Source organism: Streptomyces sp. NPDC020489 (genome assembly GCF_044386545.1).
Classification (GTDB): domain Bacteria; phylum Actinomycetota; class Actinomycetes; order Streptomycetales; family Streptomycetaceae; genus Streptomyces.
Window position 1 is genome coordinate 340,458 of the sequence record NZ_JBIRUZ010000003.1, and the last position, 24,787, is coordinate 365,244.

The following is a 24,787-nucleotide window of genomic DNA, read 5'->3' on the forward strand; positions in this document are numbered from 1 at the left end:
GTCGTCTCGCGGATGCCGCCGAAGGGCGCTGGGTAGGGCCCCGCGCATGACGCAGCCCTTCGAACTCCCGCACTTCTACATGCCGCATCCCGCTCGGCTGAACCCGCACCTGGACGAGGCGCGCGCGCACTCGACGCGGTGGGCCCGCGACATGGGCATGCTGGAGGGATCCGGGGTCTGGGAGCAGTCCGACCTCGACGCGCACGACTACGGACTGCTCTGCGCCTACACCCATCCCGACTGCGACGGCCCCGCCCTGTCGCTGATCACCGACTGGTACGTGTGGGTCTTCTTCTTCGACGACCACTTCCTGGAGACCTTCAAACGCACCCAGGACCGCGCGGGCGGCAAGGCCTACCTCGACCGGCTGCCCCTGTTCATGCCGATGGACCCGTCCACCCCGATGCCCGAGCCGCAGAACCCCGTGGAGGCGGGCCTCGCCGACCTGTGGACGCGTACCGTGCCGGCCATGTCGGCCGACTGGCGCCGCCGTTTCGCCCTGGCCACCGAGCACCTCCTCAACGAGTCCCTGTGGGAACTGTCCAACATCAACGAGGGCCGGATCGCCAACCCCGTCGAGTACATCGAGATGCGCCGCAAGGTCGGCGGCGCCCCCTGGTCGGCGGGGCTCGTGGAGTACGCGACGGCCGAAGTGCCGTTGTCCGTCGCGGGGTCCAGGCCGCTGCGGGTGCTGATGGAGACGTTCTCCGACGCCGTCCACCTGCGCAACGACCTCTTCTCCTACCAGCGGGAGGTCGAGGACGAGGGCGAGAACAGCAACGGCGTACTGGTGCTGGAGACGTTCTTCGGCTGCACCACCCAGGAGGCCGCCGACACCGTCAACGACATCCTGACCTCCCGCCTCCACCAGTTCGAGCACACGGCCCTCACCGAGGTGCCCGCGCTCGCCCTGGAGAACGGACTCACGCCGGGCGAGGTCACCGCGATCGCCGCCTACACCAAGGGACTTCAGGACTGGCAGTCCGGCGGCCACGAATGGCACCTGCGGTCCAGCCGCTACATGAACGAGGGCGCCACCACCACCTCTGCCTGGCACGGCCCGACCGGCCCCGGCACCTCGGCCGCCGACGTCGGCGCCCTGCTCGCCGCGGCCGGCGCCGAACGCCTGCGCGCCTACACGCACGTGCCGTACCAGAAGGTCGGCCCGTCCCTTCTGCCCGACTTCCACATGCCCTTCGAGGTCGACCTCTGCCCGCACCTGCCCGCCGCCCGCCCCCGCCTCGCCGCGTGGATGCACCGCATGGGCATGCTCCAGGAGGGCGTCTGGGACGAGGACCACCTCGCCGCGGCCGACCTTCCGCTGTGCTCGGCCGGCCTGGACCCGGACGCGACCCCCGAGGCGCTCGACCTCAGCGCGCAGTGGCTCGCCTGGGGCACCTACGGCGACGACTACTACCCGCTCGTCTTCGGACACCGCCGCGACCTCGGCACCGCCCGGCTGGTCACCCGGCGCCTGTCGGACTGCATGCCGGTGGCGGGCGAGGCGGTGCCGCAGCCGCAGAGCGGCATGGAACGCGGCCTGATCGACCTGTGGGCCCGCACGACCGCCGGGATGACCCCGGACCAGCGGCGCACCCTGAAGGACGCCGTGAACGTGATGACCGAGGGCTGGGTCTGGGAGCTGTCCAACCAGATCCAGAACCGCATCCCCGACCCCGTCGACTACCTGGAGATGCGGCGCGCCACCTTCGGCTCCGACCTCACCCTGAGCCTGTGCCGGATGGGCCACGGCCCCGCCGTCCCGCCGGAGGTCTACCGCAGCGGCCCGGTCCGCTCGCTCGAGAACGCCGCCATCGACTACGGCATGCTCGTCAACGACGTCTTCTCCTACCAGAAGGAGATCGAGTACGAGGGCGAGATCCACAACGCGATCCTCGTCGTGCAGAACTTCTTCGGCGTGGACTACCCGAGCGCGCTCCATGTCGTCCATGACCTGATGACCCGGCGCATGGAACAGTTCCAGCATGTCGCGGCTCATGAACTGCCCGTGGTGTACGACGACTTCGGCCTGTCGGAAGAGGCCCGCGAGATCATGCGCAGCCATGTCCTGGACCTCCAGAACTGGATGGCGGGCATCCTGAACTGGCACCGCGCCGTCGACCGCTACAAGGCCGAGCACCTCGCCCGCCGCACCCACGGCTTCCGCCCCGACCGTCCGCCGGCGCTGCCCCTCGTCGGCTGACGCGCGTCACGGAAGGTGACAGCCGCCCCTGGGTGTCGGGGTTCCCTTGCCTATCGCCGAAGTTTCCGAATTTTCTCGTACGGAATGGGATATTCAGGGAACTTCGGCGATGCGCCGCGAGTCTTCTGAGATGAGGGGAACAGACGACAGATCACACGGGGGTGTTCGATCTTGACCGACATCATTGAGCGAATCACGGAGAGCGACCAGGGGGAGCAGCAGGCGGCGCCAGGCGAACTGACGCCGTACGTCGCGCCGTTACCCGTCCCGCCCGTTCTGCGGCCCACCGGCGGCGACCTGCTGCGCGAGACGGAGATCGCCCTGCACCCGACCTGGGTGCGGCTGCACCCGCAGCTGCCGCCGACCCTGATGTGGGGCTACGAGGGCATGGTGCCCGGCCCCACCATCGAGGTGCGGCGCGGCCAGCGGGTCCGCATCGCCTGGACCAACCGCATCCCGAAGGGCAGCGAGTACCCGGTCACCGCCGTCGAGGTGCCGGTCCGCCCGGCGGGCACCGCGCCCGCCACCACCGAGCCCGGCCGCGGCGGCGTCAAGCCCGACGAGAACGTCGCCGCCCTGCCCGCCTGGTCGGTGACCCATCTGCACGGCGCCCAGACCGGCGGCGGCAACGACGGCTGGGCCGACAACGCGGTGGGCTCCGGCGACGCCCAGCTCTCCGAGTACCCGAACGACCATCAGGCGGTGCAGTGGTGGTACCACGACCACGCCATGAACATCACGCGGTGGAACGTGATGGCGGGCCTGTACGGCACCTATCTCGTCCGTGACGAGGAGGAGGACGCCCTCCATCTCCCCTTCGGGGAGCGGGAGATCCCGCTGCTGCTGGCCGACCGCAACCTCGACACCGACGAGGACGGCGTGCTCAACGGCAGGCTGCTGCACAAGACGATCGTGGTGAACCCCGCGCACCCGGAGACGGGCAAGCCGGTCACCACACCGTTCCTCGGCCCGTACACCACGGTCAACGGCCGGATCTGGCCGTACGCCGACGTGGACGACGGCTGGTACCGCTTCCGCCTGGTGAACGCGTCCAACGCGCGCATCTACGACCTGGTCCTGGTCGACGAGGACGACAACCCGGTGCCGGGCATCGTGCACCAGATCGGCAGCGACGGCGGGCTGCTGCCGCGCCCCGTGCCGATCGACTTCGACGGCGCCCTGCCCACCCTGACCGCCGCCCCGGCGGAGCGCTTCGACCTGCTGGTCGACTTCCGCGGCCTCGCGGGCCGCAGGCTCCGGCTGCTCAACAAGGGCCCCAACCAGCCGGTGGGCGTCCCGGACCCGGTGGGCAACGTGCGCTACCCGGCCGTCATGGAGTTCCGGGTCCGCGAGTCCTGCGAGGCCGACACCTTCGAGGTGCCCGAGATGCTCTCCGGCTCCTTCCGCCGGATGACGCACGACATGGAGCACGGCCACCGGCTGATCGTGCTCACCCCGCCCGGCACCAAGGGCGGTGGCGGCCACCCGGAGATCTGGGAGATGACCGAGGTCGAGGACGCGAGCGGCATCGCGTTCCCGGCCGAGGGGATCATCCAGGTCACCGGCCCGAACGGCACCACGAAGACCTACCGGCGCACGGCCCGGACCTTCAACGACGGCCTGGGCTTCACCATCGCCGAGGGCAGCCACGAGCAGTGGAGCTTCCTCAACCTCGCTCCGATACCGCACCCGATGCACATCCACCTGGCCGACTTCCAGGCACTCGGACGGGACCCGTACGTGGTGTCGGGCTTCGACCCGGCGGTGGGCGGCACCCGCACCCCGATCACCCATGACCCGACCAGGACGATCCCGCTCGCGCCCAACGAACTCGGGTACAAGGACGTCTACCGGGTCCCGGGCAACCAGATGCTGCGCATCATGGGCAAGTTCGACGGGGCGTACGGCAGGTTCATGTACCACTGCCACTTCCTGGAGCACGAGGACATGGGCATGATGCGGCCCTTCGTCGTCCTGCCCCCCGAGGCCCTGAAGTTCGACCACGGCTCCGGGCATCACGGCGGGCACGGGCAGGGTCACACCGGCTGACCCCGGTCGGCCACCGCGTGCGCCACCGCGGCTCGCGCCAGCGCCCGGACCATGGGGTGCGGGCGCGAGCCGTCGCCGGACAGCTCGGGCTGGAACAGCGAGGCCAGGAAGAAGGGATGGCCCGGCAGTTCGGCGAGGCGCACATGACCGTCCTCGTCGTGTCCGGAGAAGCGCAGGCCATGGGCGCGCAGGGAGTCCAGGTGGCGGGAGGGGCCGTACGCGCAGAAGTAGCGCTCCACCGTGCGCTCGGCGCCCATCACGGTCTGGGCCAGCGAACCCGGCTCCAGCGTGACCACGCCCTCGTGCCCGAGGAGCGAACAGGCCAGGGGCTCGATGAGCAGGTCCTCGGCGTCGGGGTCGGTCTCGGCGTGCGCCACGCGGGTGAGGCCGCAGACGTTGCGGGCGTACTCCAGCAGCGCGTGCTGGAACCCGCCGCACGTGCCGAGGAAGGGGATACCCGTCTCGCGCGCGGTGCGGATCGCCGCGAGCACGCCCGCCTCGCTGCGGTACGGGCTGCCCGGCAGCACCCACACCGCGTCGAACCCGCTGACGGCGCCCTCCTCCTCGGCGTCCTCGGAGGGGATCCAGTAGGCGTCGAGGACGAGCCGGTCGCGCTCGGCGAGGGCGTCCAGGAGGAGGGGCACGCGGGTGTGGGACACCACGCTGGGGGAGCGGTCGCCGACCAGGGCGATCCGGGCGGCAGGGGCACTGGAGTGGGTCATGCGCTCATCCTGCGGGCGCCCGCAGGATCGCGTCCAACGATGATTCCTGGTCCCGCGATAAGCAGAACTGATGAGACCCTGGCCGGCATGGACCCGCACCTTCTGCGCACCTACGTCACCGTCGCCCGCCTGGCCTCCTTCTCGGCGGCCGCCCGCGAACTGGGCTACACCCAGTCCGCGGTGTCCCAGCACATCCAGGCGCTCGAACAGGACCTGGGCGCTCCGCTGCTGAGCCGCCGTCCCGTCGCGCCGACGGCGGCCGGAGAGCGGCTCCTGGAGCACGCGGGCCCGTTGCTGCTGCGCCTGGACGCGGCCCGCGCGGACGTCGTACGGCGGGCGGCGGCCCCCGCGCTCGGTCTGACGCTGGCCGCCTCTCCCACCGCGCTCGCGCCCCGTGTCCTCGCCGCCCTCCCGGTCGCGGGCGTGACCTTGCGCGTCCTCGCCCGCGAGGCGGTCCTGGCGGCGGTCGCCACGGGCGCGGCGGACCTGGGCCTCGTCGACGGGCTGGCCGCCCCCAACGACCCGCTGCGGCTGCCCGACGTGGCACCGCTGACCAGCCGGGGCGCCGGCGAGGAAGCCGTCTGCGTCCTGCTGCCCGCCGCGCACCCACTCGCCCGCCGCACCCGTCTGCGCCTCGGTGACCTCGCCGACGCCCGCTGGCTGGACGCACCCGACGCCGGCCTGCCGCTCGCCCAGCTCCGCGCGGCGAACGGCGGCCACGGCTTCCGCCCCGCCCTGCGCTACGACGGCACGGACGTGCGCACCCTCACCGCCCTGGCCGCCGCGGGCCGCGGCCTGACCCTGCTGCCGGCGCCCGCGGCGACGGGAGTCCCGGGCGCAGTCGCCGTCCCCCTCACGGAGCCACGCCTGGTCCACCGGACGGAGCTGGTGCACACGGGGTCACCCGGGGCAGCAGCCGCGGCACTGGCGGAGGCGCTGGCTGCTTGAACCCTGGGCCCTTGCGGCCTTCGCAGTCCACGGGGTACTAGCGGGCGCGCTGGTCGGCTGAGTCCCGGGTCCGTGCGACCCTCGCGGTCACCGCCGGTACTGGTGGGCGCGCTGGCTGTCTGAGTCCCGGGCTGGCGCGGCCCTGCCGGTCACCGCGGTGCTGGTGGGCGCGCTGGTTGGCTGAGTCCCGGGCCGGCGTGGCCCTGCCGGTCACCGCGGTACTGGCGGAGGCGCTGGCTGCCTGAACCCCGGGCCTGCGCGGCCTTGAGGTCACCGCGGTACTGGCCGAGGCGCTGGCTGTCTGAGCCCTGGGCCAGCGTGGCCTTCGCGGTCACCGCCGGTACTGGCGGAGGCGCTGGCCGTCTGAGCCTCGGGCCGGCGCGGCCCTCGCGGTCACCGCCGTACTGGCGGACGCGCTGACCGCCTGAACCCCGAGCCCGCGCGGCCCTCCCGGTCGGCCCCTCGCGGTCGCCCCCGAGCCGAGCGGGTGGCCGAACACCCATGGCTTCCCGTTCCTGATCGCCGGTCAGTCTCACTCGTTCGTGGCTCGTCCGGCGCCCGCGGTGCGGGTAGAGCACCAGCCGGGGAGCGACCAGTGTCCGTCCGCCGGAGGCAAGCCATGGAACAGACCGCGTTGCGTCCGAAGCCGATGCCCGGCCAGGAGCCCGTCGGCGGCCCACCCCGCGCGGCCCGGCACCCGCACGCGGCACCCCGGCGCGGCCGGAGGCTGCGGACCCTGCTGCTCGCGCTGTTCGTCGGGACGGTCCTGGTGCTGTCCGGCGTGGGTCTCGGCACCGTCGGCGCCACCGTGATCGGCATGAGCCGGCTCGCCGACCTCCAGCGCCGGACGGAACAGGCACCCCCCGCCCCGGCCCGCCCCGCCCCGGTCCCAGCGCCCACGCCGCCCGCCGCCTCGCCCGCCCGCGCCCCCGCGACCCTCGGTGTGGAGGCCGTGGACGCCGAGAAGGCGGGCGCGCTGGTCGTCGGCGTGCACGTACCCGGGCCGGGGTACGCGGCGGGCCTGGTGCGGGGTGACGTACTCCTGCACGTGGGGAAGGAGCGCGTGGACTCGGCCGCCGACCTCGCCCGCGCGGTCGCGAACACCCGCCCCGGCCGGGAGGTGACCCTGACGGTCCGTCACGAAGGCGGCGGGTACCAGCAGTTGACCGCGATCCCCGGCGTGGTCACATGACGACCCGGAGCCGTACGTCCCCTGGGGTGCGGTCCTCCAGCGCCCCTGCCTCCCCTCCGCCTTGGGCCTGACCGCGCTGCTGGCGGCTTCCGTAGTGGCGTACGACCCCATGCGGCTCGTCGCCTTCGGCGTCCAGGCGCTGCGCCACGCGCGCGGGATCGATCCGGACCCGGACCCGGGGTGTCCGCCCGGCGCTGGAGAACTGACCCGGTGGCCGGGTCCTCCTCCCTCGCCTCGCACGCACCCCCGTCCCCGCCGAAAACCCCGGGAACCGGCTCGCGCGGCCCCCGCTGTCCGGGCAGGATGCTCCCCGTAGTCCCTTCACCCGCCCAGGGAGGCCCGGATGACCGGCAGCAAGCCCGCGCCCTTCACCGCCGACGACTACCGGGCCCGTATGGAGCGGGCCGCCCGTGCGGCCGCCGACGCCGGACTCGCCGGGCTCCTCGTGGCGCCCGGGCCGGACCTGGTCTGGCTCACCGGGTACGCCCCGACCGCGATCACCGAACGGCTCACCCTGCTGGTCCTCGCCCCCGGCCAGGACCCCGCCCTCGTCGTCCCCACCCTGGAGGCCCCGGACGCCGCGCACGCCGCCGGAGCGCCCGCGCTGACCCTGCACGACTGGACCGACGGCAAGGACCCCTACGCCACCGCCGCCGCTCTCCTCGACGCCGGCGGCCGGTTCGGCATCAGCGACAACGCCTGGGCGATGCACCTGCTCGGCCTCCAGAAGGCGCTGCCCGGCACCTCCTACGCCTCCCTCAGCGACGCCCTGCCGATGCTGCGGGCGGTCAAGGACGCGGCGGAACTGGAACTCCTGGCCGCCGCGGGTGCCGCCGCCGACGCGACGTTCGAGGAGATCCGGAACGTCGCCTTCGGTGGCCGCCGGGAGTCCGAGGTCGGCGCCGACCTTGCCGCACTGCTGCGCCGCTTCGGGCACGAGCAGGTCGACTTCACCATCGTCGCCTCAGGACCCAACGGCGCCCATCCGCACCATGAGGTCGGCGACCGGGTCATCGAGCGCGGCGACATGGTCGTCCTCGACTTCGGCGGCCTGAAGAACGGCTACGGCTCCGACACCTCCCGCACCGTCCACGTCGGCGAACCCACCGACGAGGAACGCCGGGTCCACGACCTGGTGCGCGAGGCCCAGGAGGCGGGTTTCCGGGCGGTGCGGCCGGGCGTCGCCTGCCAGGAGGTCGACCGGGCCGCCCGCGCGGTCATCGCCGACGCCGGATACGGCGAGTACTTCATCCACCGCACCGGCCACGGCATCGGCGTCACCACCCACGAGCCGCCGTACATGATCGAGGGCGAACAGCAGCCCCTGGTCCCCGGTATGTGCTTCTCCGTGGAACCCGGCGTGTATCTGCCCGGTCGCTTCGGGGCGCGCATCGAGGACATCGTCACCGTCACCGAAACAGGCGGCCGCCGCCTCAACGACACCACCCGCGAGATGGTCATAGTGGACTGAGCAGCCCACAGCAGCCCCAGCACACCCCCGAGTGAGTACGGCGCGACCATGACCCAGGCACCGACACCCACCGCGGACACCGTCCGCCGGCTGGTCCGTTCCCTCCTCAAGGACGCATCGAGCGGCTCCGGACCCGAGGTCCGGCCCGTCTCCGAGGGCGCCGAGCCCGCCACCTGGTGGGTCGGCGCCCGCCACGTCCTGCGCCTCGCCCCCGACCGCGAGGCCGCCCGGCGGCAACGCCGCGAGCTGCGGCTGCGCGACCTCGTCCGCGCCCATGTCCCGGTGGCCGTCCCGACCAGCGTCGCCCACGGTGAGTGGTCGCCCGGCCTGACCTACACACTGGACACCCTGGTCCCCGGCGGCTCCGCGCGCGAGCACGAGGTCTCCGCCGTCGGCGAGGCCGACCTCGCCGCCGTGCTCACGGGGCTGCGCGAGGTGCCTGCCCGGCAGGCGGAGACCCTCGGCGTCCCGCGCGTCGCCCCGCGCTCCCTGGAGGCCTGCCGCCGCGCGGCCGGGAACGCCGCCGAACGGCTCGGTGCCGCCGACGAGTTCGACCCGGGCCGGCTCGACCAGTTCGGTCTGCCGGCCGCCGCGCAGCTCGTCGCCCAGCCCGGCACCGCCGTCCTCGTCCACCACGGCCTCACCGGCGACCACCTCGTCGTCAGCGCTGACGGGCGGGTGCGCGGCGTGCTCGGCTGGTCCGACGCGGTCCTCGGAGACCCCGCCGAGGACATCGCGGGCCTCGCCCTCGCCGTCGGCTCGCCCGCCGCCGTCCGCGCGGCCACCCTCGCCGGGTACGGTGCCCGCCCCTGTCTGCGCGGCCTGTGGCTGGCCCGCTGCGACGCGCTGACCCGCCTCGCCGAACGCCTGGAGGGCCGCGGCACCACCCCGCTGCCGGAGCTGCGGGCCCAGCTGCGGCACGCCTGGGAGGCCATCCTGCTGGAGCGGGTCACGGAGCCGAGACAGGACGAGGGGGAGCCGTAGCCCTCACCCCGACCGGAGGCGCCCGGCCACCGCTCACTGCTGGGGCCGCACCATGCACGCCAGCCCTGGCCGGAGGCGCCGCCCGCCGCACCTTCCCCGGGGGCAACGCCACGTACGACTCCGCCTCGGCCGACGCGCCCGGCCACCCCTCACTGCCGGGGCAGCGCCTCGGCCGACGCGCCCGGCCACCCCTCATGCCGGGGCCGCACCACACACGCCAGCCCCGGCCGGAGGCACCCCGTCGCCGCACCTTCCTGGGGCAGCACCACGTACGACTCCGCCTCGGCCGGAGGCGTCCCGCCGCCGCTCACTCCTGAGGCAGCACCACACACGCCTCCGCCCCAGCCAGAGGCACCCCGCCACCGCTCACTCCTGGAGCAGCACCACGCACGACTCCCCGGGCACCTGGAGGACCCCGTCCGCCCCGGGTGCCTCCACCGGCTCCCACGCGGCCAGCACGCGGGCCTGGCGGGACCCCAGCGGGATCGCGGCGGGCTCCTTGGCCAGATTCACCGCCACCCGCACGTCCCCCCGCCTGAAGGCCAGCCAGCGGCTCCGCTCGTCATACGCCACCTTCGTGTCGGCGAGGTCCGGGTCGGTGAGGTCGGCCTGCTCGTGGCGCAGCGCGAGGAGCCGGCGGTACCAGGCCAGCACGCGCGCGTGGGGCTCGCGGTCAAGCTCGGACCAGTCCAGGCACGAGCGGTCCCGGGTCGCCGGGTCCTGCGGGTCGGGCACGTCCTCCTCCGCCCACCCGTGCTCGGCGAACTCACGCCGCCTGCCCCGGCGTACGGCCTCCGCGAGCTCGGGGTCGGTGTGGTCGGTGAAGAACTGCCAGGGCGTGCCCGCCGCCCACTCCTCGCCCATGAACAGCATCGGCGTGAAGGGCGCGGTCAGTGTCAGGGTCGCCGCGCACGCCAGCAGCCCGGGGGAGAGGGACGCCGAGAGGCGGTCGCCCTGGGCGCGGTTGCCCACCTGGTCGTGGGTCTGGCTGTAGCCGAGCAGCCGGTGCGCGGCCACCCGCGAACGGTCCAGGGGGCGCCCGTGCACCCGGCCCCGGAAGCTGGAGTACGTGCCGTCGTGGAAGTACCCGCCCGACAGCGTCTTGGCGAGGGCGGCGAGGGGGGCGCGCCCGAAGTCGGCGTAGTAGCCCTGGGACTCGCCGGTCAGGGCGGTGTGCACGGCGTGGTGGAAGTCGTCGTTCCACTGCGCGTCCAGCCCGTAGCCGTGCTCCGCGCGCGGCGTCACCAGGCGCGGGTCGTTGAGGTCGGACTCGGCGATCAGGAACAGCGGCCGCCCGAGGTCCGCCGCGAGCGCGTCCACCGCGGCCGACAGCTCCTCCAGGAAGTGGCACGCGCGCGTGTCCACCAGCGCGTGCACCGCGTCCAGCCGCAGCCCGTCGATCCGGTAGTCCCGCAGCCAGGCCAGCGCACTGCCCACGAGAAACGCCCGTACCTCGTCCGACCCGGGCGCGTCCAGGTTCACCGCGGAACCCCACGGCGTGCGATGGGTGTCGGTGAAGTACGGCCCGAAGACGGGCAGATAGTTGCCCGAGGGTCCCAGATGGTTGTGCACGACGTCCAGGACCACCCCGAGCCCGAGCTCGTGCGCCCGGTCCACGAACCGCTTCAGCCCCTCGGGGCCGCCATACGGCTCGTGCACGGCCCACAGCGAGACGCCCTCGTACCCCCAGCCGTGCCGGCCGGGGAAGGGGCACAGGGGCATCAACTCGACGTGGGTGACGCCGAGTTCGACCAGGTGCTCCAGCCGCTCGGCGGCCGCCTCCAGCGTGCCCTCACGCGTGTACGTGCCCACATGCAGCTCGTACAGCACCGCGCCCGGCAGCGGTCGCCCGGACCACTCGGCACGCCACGCGTACCGCCCGTGGTCGACGACCGCGCTCAGCCCGTCCGGGCCGTCGGGCTGCCGTCGTGAGCGCGGGTCCGGCAGCACGGGGCCGTCGTCCAGCGCGAAGCCGTACCGGGAGCCGTCCCGCGCCTCCGCCTCCCCGCGCCACCAGCCGGGCCGCTCGGGATCGCGTTCCAACGCGCGCGTGGCGCCGTCGCACTGGAGCGTCACTTGGTCGCACTGCGGTGCCCACACCTCGAACTGCACGGACGGTTCCCCTTCGTCTGCTCACCGTGATGTAGCCCGTCCATGGTGCTTCAAACAAGGCCGAGCCGCTTTCGCATCCTCCCTCGTGCGGCGGGTGTCGTGGCAGGTGGCGTCGCTCACGGGAGCGGGCGGCCGTTCTCCACGTTTTCTGGACACCCGGCGCCCGCTGACCGACAATCACGAACGTGACGTCGTCCTTCGAGTTCAACACGTACCCCGCGCGGCTGTCCGACGCGGAGCGCGACCAGGCGCTGAAGGTGCTCCGTGACGGCGTCGCTCTGGGGCGGCTGTCGCACGACACGTTCATCCGGCGCATGGAGCTGGCGCTCGCCGCCCGCCGCTCGGACGAACTCGCCGCGCTCACCGCCGACCTGCCCTCCGAGAGCCGCTTCTCCCGGGTCGTCTTCGGCTCCGTGGAGGCGGTCTCCGGCTTCACCCAGCGGCTGCGCCGCGCCTGGCAGGCCGAGCGGCTGCCCAAGCTGCTGCTGCCCCACCCGGGCAACGGCTACCCGCTGCGCATCGGCCGCGACCCCGCCAACGGCCTTCGCCTGAGCCACGAGACGGTGTCCCGGGTGCACGCGGAGCTGAGCCGGCAGGGCGGCATGTGGGTGCTGCGGGACCTCGGTTCGACCAACGGCACCACGGTCAACGGACGGCGAGTCATCGGCGCCGCCGTCGTGCGGGAGGGCGACCAGATCGGCTTCGGGCGGATGTGGTTCCGGCTCTCCTCCGAGTGAGCCGAACCTTAGCTCTGGCCTGGGGTTTACGTCCTGTCGAGGCCTCAGATCCCTTTCTCGTCGGCGGTGTTGACGTACCCCACAAGTCGTGACTCACTGTGCGTACACCATGCACATCAGGTGAATCGACGGCACCACTTTCGTGGAGGTGTGCCCTGCCGCCACTCCTCCGCTACCCGACGGTCGACGAGCTGGGCGCCCGGGCGGCCGCACTCGTCGCCCGCCACCCCCGCGACGCCCGCCTCCGCAAGGTCGGCACGTCCCGCGCGGGCACCCCCCTGTGGCTGCTCTCCGTCGGCCACGGCACCCGCCAGGCCCTCGTCGTCGCCGGCCCGCACGCCAACGAACCCGTGGGCGGCGGCACCGTCCTGCGGCTCGCCGAGCGCGCCCTCGCCGACCCCTCGCTCACCGAGGGCGCCGACGCCACCTGGAACCTGCTGCTCTGCCTCGACCCCGACGGCCTGCGCCGCAACGAGGGCTGGCTGCACGGCCCGTACACCCTCGGCCGGCACTTCCGTCACTTCTTCCGGCCCGGCTTCCTCGAACAGCCCGAGTGGCTGCCCGACGGCGCCGACGCCGCCGCGCTGCCCGAGACCCGCGCCCTGCTCGAGGTCCAGGACGAACTGCGGCCCTTCCTCCAGTGCTCCCTGCACGGCGTCGACGTGGGCGGCGGTTTCGTCGAACTGACCCACGACCTGCCGGGCCTCGCGCGCCGTGTCGCCCAGCACGCGGCGCGTTTCGGCATCCCCCGCGAACTCGGGCCGTACGACACCCTGTACTGGCCGGCCCTCGGCCCCGCCGTCTTCCGCATCCCGCCACCGCGCCGGGGCGACTTCGCGGCCGCCATCACCGAGGCCGCCGTCGAGTCGACCTGGTACCACCCCCACCGCTACGGCACGGTGACCGCGATCGTCGAGGCGCCCATGTGGGGCGTGCCGGCCGTCGACGACGCCTCCGCGCCCTCCGACGCGGCGGCCGTGCTGCGCGCCATCAGCCGCACCCTGCGCCACGACACCCAGCGCCTGCAACGGCTGTTCACCCGCGTCCGCCCCTACATCGCCGCCGCCCCGGACGCGGAGCGGCTGCTCGCACCGGTCGACGACTATTTACTGGTCTGCCCCGGCATCGCCGACTCCTGGGACCCCGACGTCGCCGACGGCACCCGTCCGATGCCGCCCCTCAGCGACGGCCACCTGACCGCCCTGCGCCTGTCCGGGCGGCGCCTGGTCCTGCGCACGGCGGGGCTGCTGCACCAGCTCGTCACGGGCGCCGGGGCCGACCCGGCCGGCGCCCTGCCCGAGCTGGACCGGCTCATCGACGAGTGGTGCGCCGGCTACCGCGACGACTGCGGGGCGCGCTGGATCCCCGTCGCCCGCCAGGTGGAGTACCAGGCGCGCGTGGTGCAGACCGTGTTCGAACTGGCCCGGCGGCACGCGCGCGTGCGCTCCCGTTCGAGTGAGTCGGGCTGGGGATCCCCGGCCGCCGTGCCGATGCACCGGGAATGAAGAACTGCACCGCATCGAAGGCCGTACGAGGCACCCTGCTCGCCGTGGCCGCCCTCCTCGCCGCCGGTACGACCCAGGCACAGGCGGCGGCGCCCCCGGACCTCCGCGCCGGCAACTGGCTCTTCCTCACCGTCACCAAGGGCGACGCCCGCTCCAGCGACACACGCGGCACGCTGCTGCTGTGCGACCCGCCCCAGGGGCACCACAGGGCCGCCCAGGCCTGCGCGGAACTGGCGGGGGTGAACGGTGACATCACCGCCCTGCCGATGCGGGCCGCCTACTGCCCGATGATCTACGCCCCGGTGACCGCACAGGCGCGTGGACAGTGGAACGGGCGGCCGGTCGACTACACGCAGACCTTCTCCAACGGCTGTGCGATGGCAGGCCGGACCGGCTCGCTGTTCGCGCTCGACAGCTGACCCGCGGCCGGTGGGGCGGTGCCGCTCACGCGGTCCGGTCGCGCGCGTGGAGCGCTGCCGCCACCACCGTGCGGGACTGGTGCTCGATCTGGTGCTCCAAGGGCACCCAGCGGGCCCGGAACCGGTCCGCGAACGTCTCGCTCCAGGCCGCCACGAGCCGCTCCAGACCCGGCGCCGCCCGGTCGTCGTGGGCCATCAGGACCCGCAGCAGCATCGACGCCGCCCGCAGGGGCAGTCGGCGCGCGAACGCGTCCACACTGCCCACGTACGCGCGCGAGTCGTCGGCGGGCGGGGTGTGCGTCCAGTCCGCGGCGAGCCCCGGCACCAGCTCCAGGCTCCACCGGGCGGCCCGCAGCAGCGGCCCGTCGACGTCCGGCAGCCGCGGCGTCGCGTCCCGCAGCGCCCGCTCCACCTGTGCCGTGTCCCGCAGCAGCCGAGCCGCCAGGCGCCGCAGCGCGACCGCCGGGGCCGGATGCGGGGCCGGGTCGTCGACCAGGTCGCTCGCCCACATCGGCACCTCCACGATCGCGGTCAGACCGCCGTACCGGTGGGCGTGGTACCAGGTGCTGCTGCGCGCGTCGTCCGGCATGCTCGGGTACGCCGCCCCCGCGCCCGGTGCCGGCATCACATGCACACCGGGCCCCGACGCGGGCCAGCCCGCGGCGTCCGAGGCGCCCGTCTCCACCGGGATGTTCAGCTCCGCCGCCGACGTGGCGAACGGCTCCGCGAGACCGGGAATGTCCTTCGTCAACTGCACCCAGCTGCCGCCCAGATCGGTGCCGTGCAGGGTCACCTGGAGGTAGGGGCGCAGCTCGTCGATGACGCCGGTCAGGGCGCGGGTCTCCGGGGGCAGTCGGTCGGGCGGCAGCACCGCGGGCGACCACTCCGGCTGCTCGTGGCCCGCGGGCCGGAAGAACCCGAGGTGGTACTCGTACAGGCTGCGCGGAGCCGGCGTGACATGCAGGCTCGCCCCGTCGGGGTCCGCGCACAGCAGGAAGTGCCAGGAGGTGTCCGACCTCAACTCCCGCTCGTTCAGAACGCGTTCGGCGACCCGGAGCAGGGTCGCGCCGCCGGTCGGTTCGTTGGAGTGGGCGCCTGCCACGACCAGCACGGCACGTCGGGCGTGGCCCACGGACAGCAGGTGCAGGGGCCTGCCCGCCCGGGACCGGCCGACCTCTCGCAGGGTGCACAGAGCGGGCCGACGCGCGGCCAACACCCTTGCCGTGGCGACGACTTCGGGCACTGAGGGGTAGCGCAGCTCCGGCAGGAGACTCACCCCCGACACGTCCGACCGGCTCGGCAATCCGCAGTACCCCACGCCCTCGGTGAAGTGTCAAGCAGGCGACGGGGGAGCCTCCTGGGGGCGCCCGGAGGCACGCACCGCGGGCGCGGAGGACCGTGGGTGCCGGCAGGGGAGGGCGGGGCCGGATGGGGCCCGGCGCGCCCCCGCCGCCCCGGGGCGAGGGCCGTCCACGGCGACGCACGGGCCCGCGCCGCCGTCCGTCGCCGTGCGCCCTCCGTCCGTCCCGGGCTCCGGGAGCGCGCGCGGTCACGAGCCGGTGGCCCGGGCGGCGGGGTCGGCGCACGGCGAAGTCCCCCGCGCCCGGCAAAAGTTCGGCAGCGGCTCAGTCGTCGAGGCGTTCCAGCAGTGCCACCGGCAGCTCCGCGAAGAGCTCGTCCACGCGCACCTGCCCGGTGAACTCCCGTCCCGGGGTGAGCACATCGCTCCATCGGCCCGGCGGCAGCGGCAGCACGGTCTCGCGCCAGCCGCCCGCCTCCGCCAACCGCAGCGACAGCCGGGTGACGGCGGTGACGACGTCCCCGGACCGCGCGAACGCCAGACAGTGCGCCGCCGACGGACCCTCGGCGGACAGCGGGGCGTACGTCGCCGAGTCGCCGAAGGCCGCCGGACGCCGGGCGCGCAGACGCAGTGCCGCCGCGGTGAGCGCGCCCTTCTCGCCGGGCTCCTCCGGCGGGAACCGCACCGGGCGGCGGTTGTCCGGGTCCACCAGCGCCCGGTACTCGGCCTCCGTGCCCTGGTAGACGTCCGGCGCCCCCGGCATCGTCAGATGGAGCAGCGCCGTGCCGAGCACGTTCGCCCGGACCGACGGCTCCAGCGCGCTCCGCAACGCCGCCACGCGCTCGCCGGGCGCCCCGCACGGGCCCGCCGCGACGAACGCCGCCACCGCCTCCTCGTACGACGGCTCCTGCTCCGTCCAGCTCGTGTGGAGCCCGGCCTCGCGCACATGCTTCAACAGCGCCTCCCGCACCCGCTCCGGGCTCGCCGGGCCGAGCCCGAACACGGTCTGCCAGGCTGCCCAGGCCAGCTGAGCGTCCGGCACGCCCTCGCCGTCACGGGTCACCTCGGCGAGCACGTCGGCCCAGCGCCCGGGGCACTCGGTGAGCACAGCGAGCGCCGCGCGGACGTCGGCGCTGCGCTTGGTGTCGTGCGTCGAGACCACCGTGCCGGTCGTCGGCCAGTCGCGCTGCACGCGCGCGCAGTACGCGTGGAAGGCGTCCGGGGACACCGCCGGGTCTCCCGGGTTCCCGCCCACCTCGGTCGCCGACAGCAGCGGCACATAGCGGTAGAACGCCGTGTCCTCCACGGACTTGGCCCGCAGCGCCGAGGAGGTCTGCGCGAACCTGGTCGCGAACTCCACCTGCTCGGGCCCGTCGCCCCACCGCCCCAGCACCAGATCGCGGACCACGTCCACCGCCCCGGCCTCCTCGGGCACCACGAACGCCTGCCTCGCCTCGGCCGCGGCCTCCTCCGTGACGACCGACGCGGCGTCGACCGAGCCGTAGGGCCGGTAGACCTCCATCCGGACCAACAGCTCCTGCAGGGCCGTGCGCAGCGCCCAGGGCGCGCGGTCGCGCAGCGCCGGCTCGTCGGAGGTGGCGCACAGCCGGGTCACCACCCGGGTCAGCCGCTCGGTCTCGGCGGCCAGCTCGTGCGTGAGCACCTTGTACGCCGCCCGCCGCACGGTCGCCTCCCAGTGCCCGCCGCGGTCCGGCTGCGGGGCCGCGAACCTCCGGTAGTGGCCGAGGAGTTCACCGAGGCCCGCCGGGTCCGTCAGCACCCCGTCGACGTGCCGCAGGGCGTCGTACCCGGTGGTGCCGGCCACCGGCCAGGCGGCCGGCAGCGGCTCCCCGTCGGCGAGGATCTTCTCCACCACCGTCCAGCGGCCGCCGGTCGCCTCGTGCAGCCGCCGCAGATAGCCGTCGGGGTCGGCGAGCCCGTCGGGATGGTCGATCCGCAGTCCGTCCACGACCCCCTCGTGCAGCAGCTGGAGGATCTTGGCGTGGGTGGCCTCGAACACCTCCGGGTCCTCCACCCGCACCCCGATCAGCTCCGAGATGCTGAAGAAACGCCGGTAGTTGAGCTCGGTACGGGCCAGCCGCCACCACACCGGGCGGTACCACTGCGCGTCCAGCAGCTGCGGCAACGGCAGCTCCTCGGTGCCCTCGCGCAGCGGGAAGACGTGGTCGTAGTAGCGCAGGACGTCGCCGTCGACCCGCAGCTCACCGAGGACCGAGCCGAGCGGTCCGCCGAGCACCGGCAGCAGCACCTGCCCGCCCTGCGCCTCCCAGTCGATGTCGAACCAGCGGGCGTACGGCGACTTGGGGCCCTCCCGCAGCACCTCCCACAGGGCGTGGTTGTGGCGCGGGGCCATGGCCATGTGGTTCGGCACGATGTCCACCACCAGGCCGAGGCCGTGCTCCCGGGCGGTGCGGGCCAGCGCGCGCAGGCCCTCCTCACCGCCCAGCTCGGCCCGCACGCGCGCGTGGTCCACGACGTCGTAGCCGTGGCCGGAGCCGGGGACGGCCTCGAGGACGGGGGACAGGTGCAGGTGCGAGACGCCGAGCGACGCCAGATACGGCACCGCCGCCGCCGCGGCGTCGAAGGGGAAGTCGGGCTGGAGCTGTAGCCGGTACGTGGCGGTCGGCACCACCGGGTCGCGACGCGCAGATGTCATGCAGACCTACGTACCCGCCCCGCCGCCTTTCGTGTCATCACCGCCCGCACGGCCCCACGCACGCGTGGTCGGCAGCGAGCGACGGGGAGCAGGGGGCGCACGGATCGCCAGGTCGTCGCGGTGCCCGCCCCGCTGCTCACGAGCGCGGTCCTCCGGTCGGCCTCGCCGCGCTGGGAACCCGTCCGGCGTACGCCCCGGGCCGCGCGGTCCCGCTGGTGGCCGGCGCGCTGGCCGACGCAGACCCTCGCGGTCGCGGGCACCGGGCGCCGCGCCGAGGCGTACGGCCCTGCCTCGGCGGCGGGAACGGCGATCCTGGCGGTCGCGCCCCCGGCGCAGGGAACGGCGATCCTGGCGGCGGCGCCCGCCCGCGCGGTCGCACCGACGGCGCGGCCGACGTCGTACACCCGGAAGGGGCCGGGCACGCGCCCCGCGCGCGTGCCCGGCCGCGGTCGCTAGACCGGGCGCTGCAACACCGTCATGCTCCGGTCCACCAGGGTCAGCCGCTCCCCGGCCTGCACCTTCGCCCCCGTGCCCGGCGGTCGGCCGTCCGCGCGGGCGGTGTCGACCACGATCTCCCACTGCCGGCCGTGATCGGCCGGCACCACGAAGTCCAGCGTGCGGTGCGAGGCGTTGAACATCAGCAGGAACGAGTCGTCGCTGATGCGCTCCCCGCGCGGGCCCGGCTCCGAGATCGCGTTGCCGTTGAGGAAGACCGACAGCGCCGACGCCTGCACCCGGTCCCAGTCCCGCTGGGTCATCACCTTGCCCTCGGGCGTGAACCAGGCGATGTCCGACAGCTCGTCGCGGGTGCCCTCCACCGGCCGGCCGTGGAAGAAGCGCCGCCTGCGGAAGACCGGATGGTCCCGGCGCAGCCCCACCATCGCGCGCGTGAAGGCCAGCAGATCGCCGAAGACCTCGCCCTCCTCCGGCCACTGCACCCACGCCAGCTCGCTGTCCTGGCAGTAGGCGTTGTTGTTGCCACGCTGGGTGCGGGCGAACTCGTCGCCGTGACTGATCATCGGCACGCCCTGGGAGAGCATCAGCGTCGCGATGAAGTTCCGCATCTGCCGGGCGCGGAGCTCCAGCACGGCCGGGTCGTCGGTCTCGCCCTCGGCCCCGCAGTTCCAGGACCGGTTGTGGCTCTCGCCGTCCCGGTTCTCCTCCCCGTTGGCCGTGTTGTGCTTGTCGTTGTATGAGACGAGGTCGTGCAGCGTGAAGCCGTCGTGACAGGTGACGAAGTTGATCGAGGCCAGCGGGCGCCGCCCGTCGTCCTGGTACAGGTCCGAGGAGCCGGTCAGCCGGGACGCGAACTCCGCGACCGCCTGCCGCTCGCCGCGCCACAGGTCACGCACGGTGTCCCGGTACTTGCCGTTCCACTCGGTCCACAGCGGTGGGAAGTTGCCCACCTGGTAGCCGCCCTCGCCGACGTCCCACGGCTCGGCGATCAGCTTCACCTGGGAGACGACCGGGTCCTGCTGCACCAGGTCGAAGAACGACGACAGCCGGTCCACCTCGTGGAACTGCCGCGCCAGGGTCGCCGCGAGGTCGAAGCGGAAGCCGTCGACATGCATCTCGGTGACCCAGTAGCGCAACGAGTCCATGATCAGTTGCAGGACGTGCGGGGAGCGCATCAGCAGGGAGTTGCCGGTGCCCGTGGTGTCCATGTAGTAGCGGGGATCGTCCGTGAGGCGGTAGTACGACGGGTTGTCCAGGCCCTTGAACGACAGCGTCGGGCCCAGGTGGTTGCCCTCGGCGGTGTGGTTGTAGACCACGTCCAGGATGACCTCGATACCGGCCTCGTGCAGCGCCCGCACCGCCGACTTGAACTCCAGGACCTGCTGGCCCCGGTCGCCCCAGGAGGCGTACGCGTTGTGCGGGGCGAAGAAGCCGATGGTGTTGTAGCCCCAGTAGTTGTTGAGCCCCATGTCGACCAGACGGTGGTCGTTGACGAACTGGTGGACCGGCATCAGCTCCAACGCGGTCACCCCCAGTTCCGTCAGGTGCTCGATGATCGCCGGGTGCGCGAGGGCGGCGTAGGTGCCGCGGAGCTCCTCGGGCAGGCCCGGGTGACGCATGGTGAGGCCCTTGACGTGGGCCTCGTAGATCACCGTCTGGTGGTAGTCGGTGCGCGGACGCCGGTCGTCGCCCCAGTCGAAGTAGGGGTTGACCACGACCGAACTCATGGTGTGCGGGGCGGAGTCCAGGTCGTTGCGCTTGTCGGGTGCGCCGAAGTGGTAGCCGTAGACCTCCTCGCCCCATTGGATGGACCCGCTGATCGCGCGCGCGTACGGGTCGAGGAGCAGCTTCGCGGAATTGCAGCGCAACCCCCGCTCGGGGGCGTACGGGCCGTGCACCCGGAACCCGTAGCGCTGGCCCGGCATCACGCCGGGCAGATACGCGTGCCGCACGAAAGCGTCGCTCTCCCGCAGCTCCACCGCCGTCTCCGAGCCGTCGTCGTGCAGCAGACACAGCTCTACTCGGTTCGCGGCCTCGGTGAAGACCGCGAAGTTGGTGCCGGCGCCGTCGTACGTGGCACCGAGTGGATATGCCTCTCCAGGCCAGACCTGCATGGATACGACTCTTTCAGCTCGTGCTCGCCGCCGTGGCGCCTTGCCTCCGAGTCTCCCCGAAAGTGATGGAACCACCTATGACTTACGTCCCTCTTACTGATTGACCTATGTGCACGCGTGTACGCACGTGGCACGACATATCTGTGGGGCAATCACATACTCCCGTGGACCAGGGGGAGTAGGGGGAAGACGTGCGCGAAATAGTGCGCCGCCACCTGGGCAAGGTGGTGGCCGGTGCGGCCATGGCGGTGGCCTCGACCGCCGTGATGGTCGGGATCACCCTGCCGGGCACGGCCGGGGCCGACGACACGGGAGGAACGGACGCGGGGGGCCGGACGGCCGCCCAGCAGGGACAGGGGGAAGGACAGGGGCAGGACGCCCAGGGCTCGGCCGCCGCCGCGCCCGGCGTCGTCGAGGAGGCCCCCGCCGAGGGCGAGAAGGGCACGGGCCGTGACCCGCTGACCGACGACGAGATGGACCGGGTCGCGAAACTCGCCCTCAGCCGGCAGCTGTTCAACGCCAGTGAGGACGTCGACGGGGACCGCGGCCCGCAGCAGCTGAGCATCGACCTCGCCGAGCCCGAGGCGGCCGAGCTGGACGACCCGAACGCGCCGCGACGCGCGGACGTGACGTACTACGACTACAAGGACGACACCCTCGTCACCCGGACCGTCAACCTGGACACCGGCAAGGTCGAGGGGACTGCCGAGCACCACGGCGTACAGCCGCCGCTGAGCCGTGCCGAGACCGTCGAGGCGGCCCAACTGCTGCTCGCCGACCCGCTGTCCGCGGGGCTGAAGGGCGACTACAAGGACGCCACCGGAAAGGCGCTCACCTCGCCGGACCAGCTCCAGCTGAACAGCATGGTCTTCCGGGCCGACCCGGGCATCAGGCCCGCCGCGCTCACCGCCTGCGGCGAGCACCGCTGCGCGACCCTGACCTCGAAGGTCAAGAACGGTCCATGGATCGACACCCGGGACCTGGTCATCGACCTGAGCACCCGCAAGGTCCTCGAGATCCAGCGCGGCTGAGCATCGGTCCGTCCACTTTTCCTACTTGCTTCTCCTGTGAGGGAGTCACCTCTTCATGCGCGTGAACAGAGACAGCCGTGCCCGCAGGCGGACGGCACTGGGCCTCGCCGTCGCCGCCCTGGCGGCGGGCGTGACCACCGGCGCGGGCCCGGCCACCGCCCAGCCGAAGGCCGCCCCGGCGGCGGCCGCCGACTGCAGTGCCGCCTACCAGATCGAGCAGAAGCTGGCCTCCGGCACGACCTGGCGGATGTGCTGGCGCTTCGAGAGCAAGGCCGGGGTCGTCCTGGAGGACATCTCCTACCAGCCGCCCGGCGAGACCAAGCCGATCAAGGTCCTCAACGCGGCCCGGCTCGCCCAGATCCATGTGCCGTACGACGACGGCAGGGCCGAGTACAACGACCTGACGCGGTACAACTTCGGCGACGGCCTGATGAACATGACCGCCGCGGAGTGCCCCGGCGGCACGATCAAGACGGTCAAGGTCAAGAACACGTCGTACTACGAGGACCCGAACATCAAGGGTCTGTGCACCACCACGAAGTCCCGTGGTCACGCCTACCGCCTCATGAACTACGAGCAGGGCAACAAGGTCTACCAGGCCCAGGGCAAGGACCTGCTCGTCTACACGGTCAACAAGGTCGACTGGTACGAGTACATCACTGAGTGGCGCTTCCAGGACGACGGCACCGTCCACATGAACGTCGGCGCGACCGGCAGCCTCTCGCCCTACGACTACGACGCCGGTGACGGCCGCAGCTGGCCGATCGGCAAGGGCGCCGCGGGCAAGGCGGACAGCCACAGCCACAACGTCTTCTGGAAGCTGGACTTCGCCCTCGACGGTGCCTCCAAGGCGAACGTCGAGCAGTACGACTCGACGGTCAGCGCCCCGGCGGGCACCGGCAACGGCCCGACCGCCAAGACCACCCGCACCAAGGTGACCAAGGAACTCGCGGGCGACCTCAAGAACATGCGCTGGTGGCGCGTGGTGAGCTCGGTGGGCAAGAACAAGGACGGCCACCCGCGCTCCTACGAGCTCGTCCCCGGCCCCACCAGCAAGTACGTCGGCCGCCCCTTCACCAAGCACGACGTGTACTTCACCCAGTACAAGGCGTGCGAGAAGTACGCCAGCGAGAACCAGCCGGGCTGCGCCACCGGATCGGGCGCCTCCGTCGACAAGTTCGTCAACGGACAGGCCCTCACCCAGCCCGTGGTCTGGATGAACATCGGCTTCCACCACATCGCCCGGGACGAGGACCAGCAGCCGATGCCCGTCCACTGGCAGGGCTTCTCCATCGCCCCGCGGGACGTCACGGCTATGAATCCGCTCACTCCGGCCGCGCTCGCCGGGCAGAACGGCAACTGGAACGGCGGTAGTTGAGCAACGACCCTGTCCATCCGGCTGCACCGCCGACCGCTCCCGGAGTACCCTTCCTTGATCGTTGGTGGGGTGAGACCTCCGGGGGTGCCCGGGGGAGCGGAAGGCGGTGCGTGGGTGGGCTCGGGAGGGCTGGAGCTGCCCCCTGGTGACGAGGGTCACGAGGGGAACTCCGCAGACGTCCCGGCCGGCACGGTGTCGCTGGCACGGCCCATGGACGCGGCCGGTTCCATCGGGCCGGAGCTGGCCTGGAACGCCGACGCCTGGCGCGAGGTGCGTACGCGCGCCCAACGGGCCGGGCGGGCCTACATCTGGCTGAACCTCGTCGAACAGCGGCTGCGCGCGGTCGTGGCCGCTGTTCTGCGCCCCGTCTACGAACCCGTCCACGGCGACGACTGGGTCGTCGCCGCGGCCGGCCCCGCCGGACAGGAATGGGTGCAGCGGGCGGTCGCCGTCCGCGAAGTCAGCCGCCGCAAGGGCTACTTGCTCGACCCCGCCGACGACAACGTCCTCAGCTTCCTGACCTTGCCGCAGCTGCGCGAGCTGATGGTGCAGCACTGGCCGTGCTTCGAGCCCTACCTCGACGAGCGCCGGGACGTCGAACTCGCCCTGGACGAGCTGGAGGTCACCCGCAACGTCGTCTCCCGCAACCGTGCCCTGTCCGAGGCCGTCCTCGGCCAGGCCGAGCGGGCCTCGGCACGGCTGCTGGAGATACTTGGCGCCGGCGGTGACGTGCCGTCCGCGCGGCGGCTGCCCGTGGACGCGGTCGAGGACCTGGTCGGCGACCGGTACGCCGACGTGGTCGCCGTGCACTCCGACCGGGTGCGGCTGCTGCGCCAGTTCCCGGCCGAGGACATCTTCGGCGGCGCTCGTCGGCTCGACGCGGTCGGCATCGGCCTCAACCTCCTGGTGCAGAACTTCTCCGGACGCCGTCTGGTGCGCCTCGCCGAGGCCGGTTGCCGGGTGCGGCTGCTGTTCCTCAACCCCGCCTCCAGCGCGGTCAAACGCCGCGAGCGCGAACTCGGCATGAAACGCGGCGAGTTGAGCCGGGCCGTGGAGATGAACATCCTGCACACGCGCCGCGTGCGGTCCCGGCTGCGCGACCCGGGCGCCTTCGAGATCCAGGTCTACGACGAGACACCTCGCTTCACCGCCTACCTCGTGGACGGCGACGGCACCGACGGGATCGCCGTCGTGCAGTCGTACCTGCGGCGCTCACGCGGCATGGAGGCTCCGGTGCTGGTGCTGCGCAACGGGCACAAAGTGGTCAAGCCGGGCGAGATCGACGAGAGTGGCCTTTTCCCGACGTACCGCGAGGAGTTCGAGACGGCTTGGGCCGATTCGCGGCCGGTGTCCTGAAAGAACCCGACGCGGGAGGCCGGCGGAACGCGGTCCTGTGGTGCCGGTGGCGCACGCGGTCCTCTGATTGTCAGTGGCGCATGCGATCGTGGAGACCACTGGGGGAAAGCACCACCAAGAAGGGGGGCCGCCG

Annotated in this window: 19 protein-coding genes; 13 read left to right on the plus strand and 6 right to left on the minus strand. The window is 73.0% G+C overall.

Features of this window, described 5'->3' with window-relative positions; all coding sequences use genetic code 11:
- Positions 1-46 precede the first annotated feature (46 nt).
- Entirely contained in the window at positions 47-2,203 is a 2,157-nt protein-coding gene (gene cyc2 / locus ACH41F_RS08600; protein WP_391233887.1) for a germacradienol/geosmin synthase Cyc2, read from the plus strand.
- A gap of 171 nt (positions 2,204-2,374) precedes the next feature.
- Positions 2,375-4,252, plus strand: a complete 1,878-nt coding sequence (gene phsA, locus ACH41F_RS08605; RefSeq protein ID WP_391233888.1) for an O-aminophenol oxidase PhsA — start codon at positions 2,375-2,377, stop codon at positions 4,250-4,252.
- Here the strand turns inward: phsA and ACH41F_RS08610 are convergent.
- Positions 4,240-4,974, minus strand: coding sequence for a hypothetical protein (locus tag ACH41F_RS08610; protein WP_398833927.1), 735 nt, complete (start codon positions 4,972-4,974; stop codon positions 4,240-4,242). The two genes, phsA and ACH41F_RS08610, sit on opposite strands and share 13 nt — an antisense overlap.
- An 87-nt stretch (positions 4,975-5,061) precedes the next feature.
- Between ACH41F_RS08610 and ACH41F_RS08615 the strand changes: the two genes are divergently transcribed.
- The gene (locus tag ACH41F_RS08615; RefSeq protein WP_398833929.1) at positions 5,062-5,922 is read left to right on the plus strand and encodes a LysR family transcriptional regulator; all 861 of its coding nucleotides are present in this window, start codon (positions 5,062-5,064) and stop codon (positions 5,920-5,922) included.
- Between the two features lie 619 nt (positions 5,923-6,541).
- A complete protein-coding gene (locus ACH41F_RS08620; protein WP_398833931.1) occupies positions 6,542-7,114 on the plus strand; it encodes a PDZ domain-containing protein in 573 nt (190 codons plus the stop codon).
- Here the strand turns inward: ACH41F_RS08620 and ACH41F_RS08625 are convergent.
- Entirely contained in the window at positions 7,107-7,262 is a 156-nt protein-coding gene (locus tag ACH41F_RS08625) for a hypothetical protein (RefSeq protein ID WP_391233892.1), read from the minus strand. The genes ACH41F_RS08620 and ACH41F_RS08625 overlap by 8 nt on opposite strands.
- A gap of 195 nt (positions 7,263-7,457) precedes the next feature.
- On the opposite strand from ACH41F_RS08625, the gene ACH41F_RS08630 reads away from it, so the two are divergent.
- Both ACH41F_RS08630 and ACH41F_RS08635 read left to right on the plus strand, forming a co-directional pair.
- Positions 7,458-8,585 carry a M24 family metallopeptidase gene (locus tag ACH41F_RS08630; protein ID WP_398833933.1) on the plus strand — a complete coding sequence of 376 codons (1,128 nt, stop codon included), beginning with the start codon at positions 7,458-7,460 and terminating at the stop codon, positions 8,583-8,585.
- A gap of 48 nt (positions 8,586-8,633) precedes the next feature.
- A complete protein-coding gene (locus ACH41F_RS08635) occupies positions 8,634-9,569 on the plus strand; it encodes a phosphotransferase (protein ID WP_391233894.1) in 936 nt (311 codons plus the stop codon).
- A 366-nt stretch (positions 9,570-9,935) separates the two neighbouring features.
- Here ACH41F_RS08635 and treZ read toward each other — a convergent pair whose 3' ends face one another.
- Entirely contained in the window at positions 9,936-11,681 is a 1,746-nt protein-coding gene (gene treZ, locus ACH41F_RS08640) for a malto-oligosyltrehalose trehalohydrolase (protein WP_398833936.1), read from the minus strand.
- A 185-nt stretch (positions 11,682-11,866) separates the two neighbouring features.
- Between treZ and ACH41F_RS08645 the strand changes: the two genes are divergently transcribed.
- The 3 genes from ACH41F_RS08645 to ACH41F_RS08655 all read left to right on the plus strand — a co-directional run bounded on the left by ACH41F_RS08645 (position 11,867) and on the right by ACH41F_RS08655 (position 14,342).
- Positions 11,867-12,418: an FHA domain-containing protein gene (locus ACH41F_RS08645; RefSeq protein WP_391233896.1), complete on the plus strand. Its 552-nt coding sequence runs from the start codon at positions 11,867-11,869 to the stop codon at positions 12,416-12,418.
- Between the two features lie 98 nt (positions 12,419-12,516).
- A complete protein-coding gene (locus ACH41F_RS08650) occupies positions 12,517-13,923 on the plus strand; it encodes a M14 family zinc carboxypeptidase (protein ID WP_391233897.1) in 1,407 nt (468 codons plus the stop codon).
- On the plus strand, positions 13,920-14,342 hold the full coding sequence (locus ACH41F_RS08655) for an SSI family serine proteinase inhibitor (RefSeq protein ID WP_391233898.1): 423 nt from the start codon (positions 13,920-13,922) through the stop codon (positions 14,340-14,342). The genes ACH41F_RS08650 and ACH41F_RS08655 overlap by 4 nt, the downstream gene beginning before the upstream one ends.
- Before the next feature lie 25 nt (positions 14,343-14,367).
- On the opposite strand, the gene ACH41F_RS08660 is transcribed toward ACH41F_RS08655, so the two are convergent.
- Positions 14,368-15,618 carry a M14 family zinc carboxypeptidase gene (locus ACH41F_RS08660; protein ID WP_398833939.1) on the minus strand — a complete coding sequence of 417 codons (1,251 nt, stop codon included), beginning with the start codon at positions 15,616-15,618 and terminating at the stop codon, positions 14,368-14,370.
- Positions 15,619-15,967: 349 nt separating this feature from the next.
- Positions 15,968-18,319 carry a malto-oligosyltrehalose synthase gene (treY, locus tag ACH41F_RS08665; RefSeq protein WP_398833941.1) on the minus strand — a complete coding sequence of 784 codons (2,352 nt, stop codon included), beginning with the start codon at positions 18,317-18,319 and terminating at the stop codon, positions 15,968-15,970.
- A 120-nt stretch (positions 18,320-18,439) separates the two neighbouring features.
- Between treY and ACH41F_RS08670 the strand changes: the two genes are divergently transcribed.
- Positions 18,440-18,775 carry a hypothetical protein gene (locus ACH41F_RS08670; RefSeq protein ID WP_398833943.1) on the plus strand — a complete coding sequence of 112 codons (336 nt, stop codon included), beginning with the start codon at positions 18,440-18,442 and terminating at the stop codon, positions 18,773-18,775.
- On the opposite strand, the gene glgX is transcribed toward ACH41F_RS08670, so the two are convergent.
- A complete protein-coding gene (glgX, locus tag ACH41F_RS08675; RefSeq protein WP_398833945.1) occupies positions 18,772-20,889 on the minus strand; it encodes a glycogen debranching protein GlgX in 2,118 nt (705 codons plus the stop codon). The genes ACH41F_RS08670 and glgX overlap by 4 nt on opposite strands.
- Positions 20,890-21,080: 191 nt before the next feature.
- Here glgX and ACH41F_RS08680 point away from each other — a divergent pair, with 191 nt between their 5' ends.
- From ACH41F_RS08680 to ACH41F_RS08690, 3 genes are all read left to right on the plus strand, one after another.
- Positions 21,081-21,920: a Tat pathway signal sequence domain protein gene (locus tag ACH41F_RS08680; protein WP_398833947.1), complete on the plus strand. Its 840-nt coding sequence runs from the start codon at positions 21,081-21,083 to the stop codon at positions 21,918-21,920.
- A 55-nt stretch (positions 21,921-21,975) separates the two neighbouring features.
- Positions 21,976-23,298 carry a copper amine oxidase gene (locus ACH41F_RS08685; protein WP_398833948.1) on the plus strand — a complete coding sequence of 441 codons (1,323 nt, stop codon included), beginning with the start codon at positions 21,976-21,978 and terminating at the stop codon, positions 23,296-23,298.
- A 114-nt stretch (positions 23,299-23,412) separates the two neighbouring features.
- Positions 23,413-24,654, plus strand: a complete 1,242-nt coding sequence (locus tag ACH41F_RS08690; RefSeq protein ID WP_391233904.1) for an SAV2148 family HEPN domain-containing protein — start codon at positions 23,413-23,415, stop codon at positions 24,652-24,654.
- The last annotated feature ends 133 nt before the right edge of the window (positions 24,655-24,787 follow it).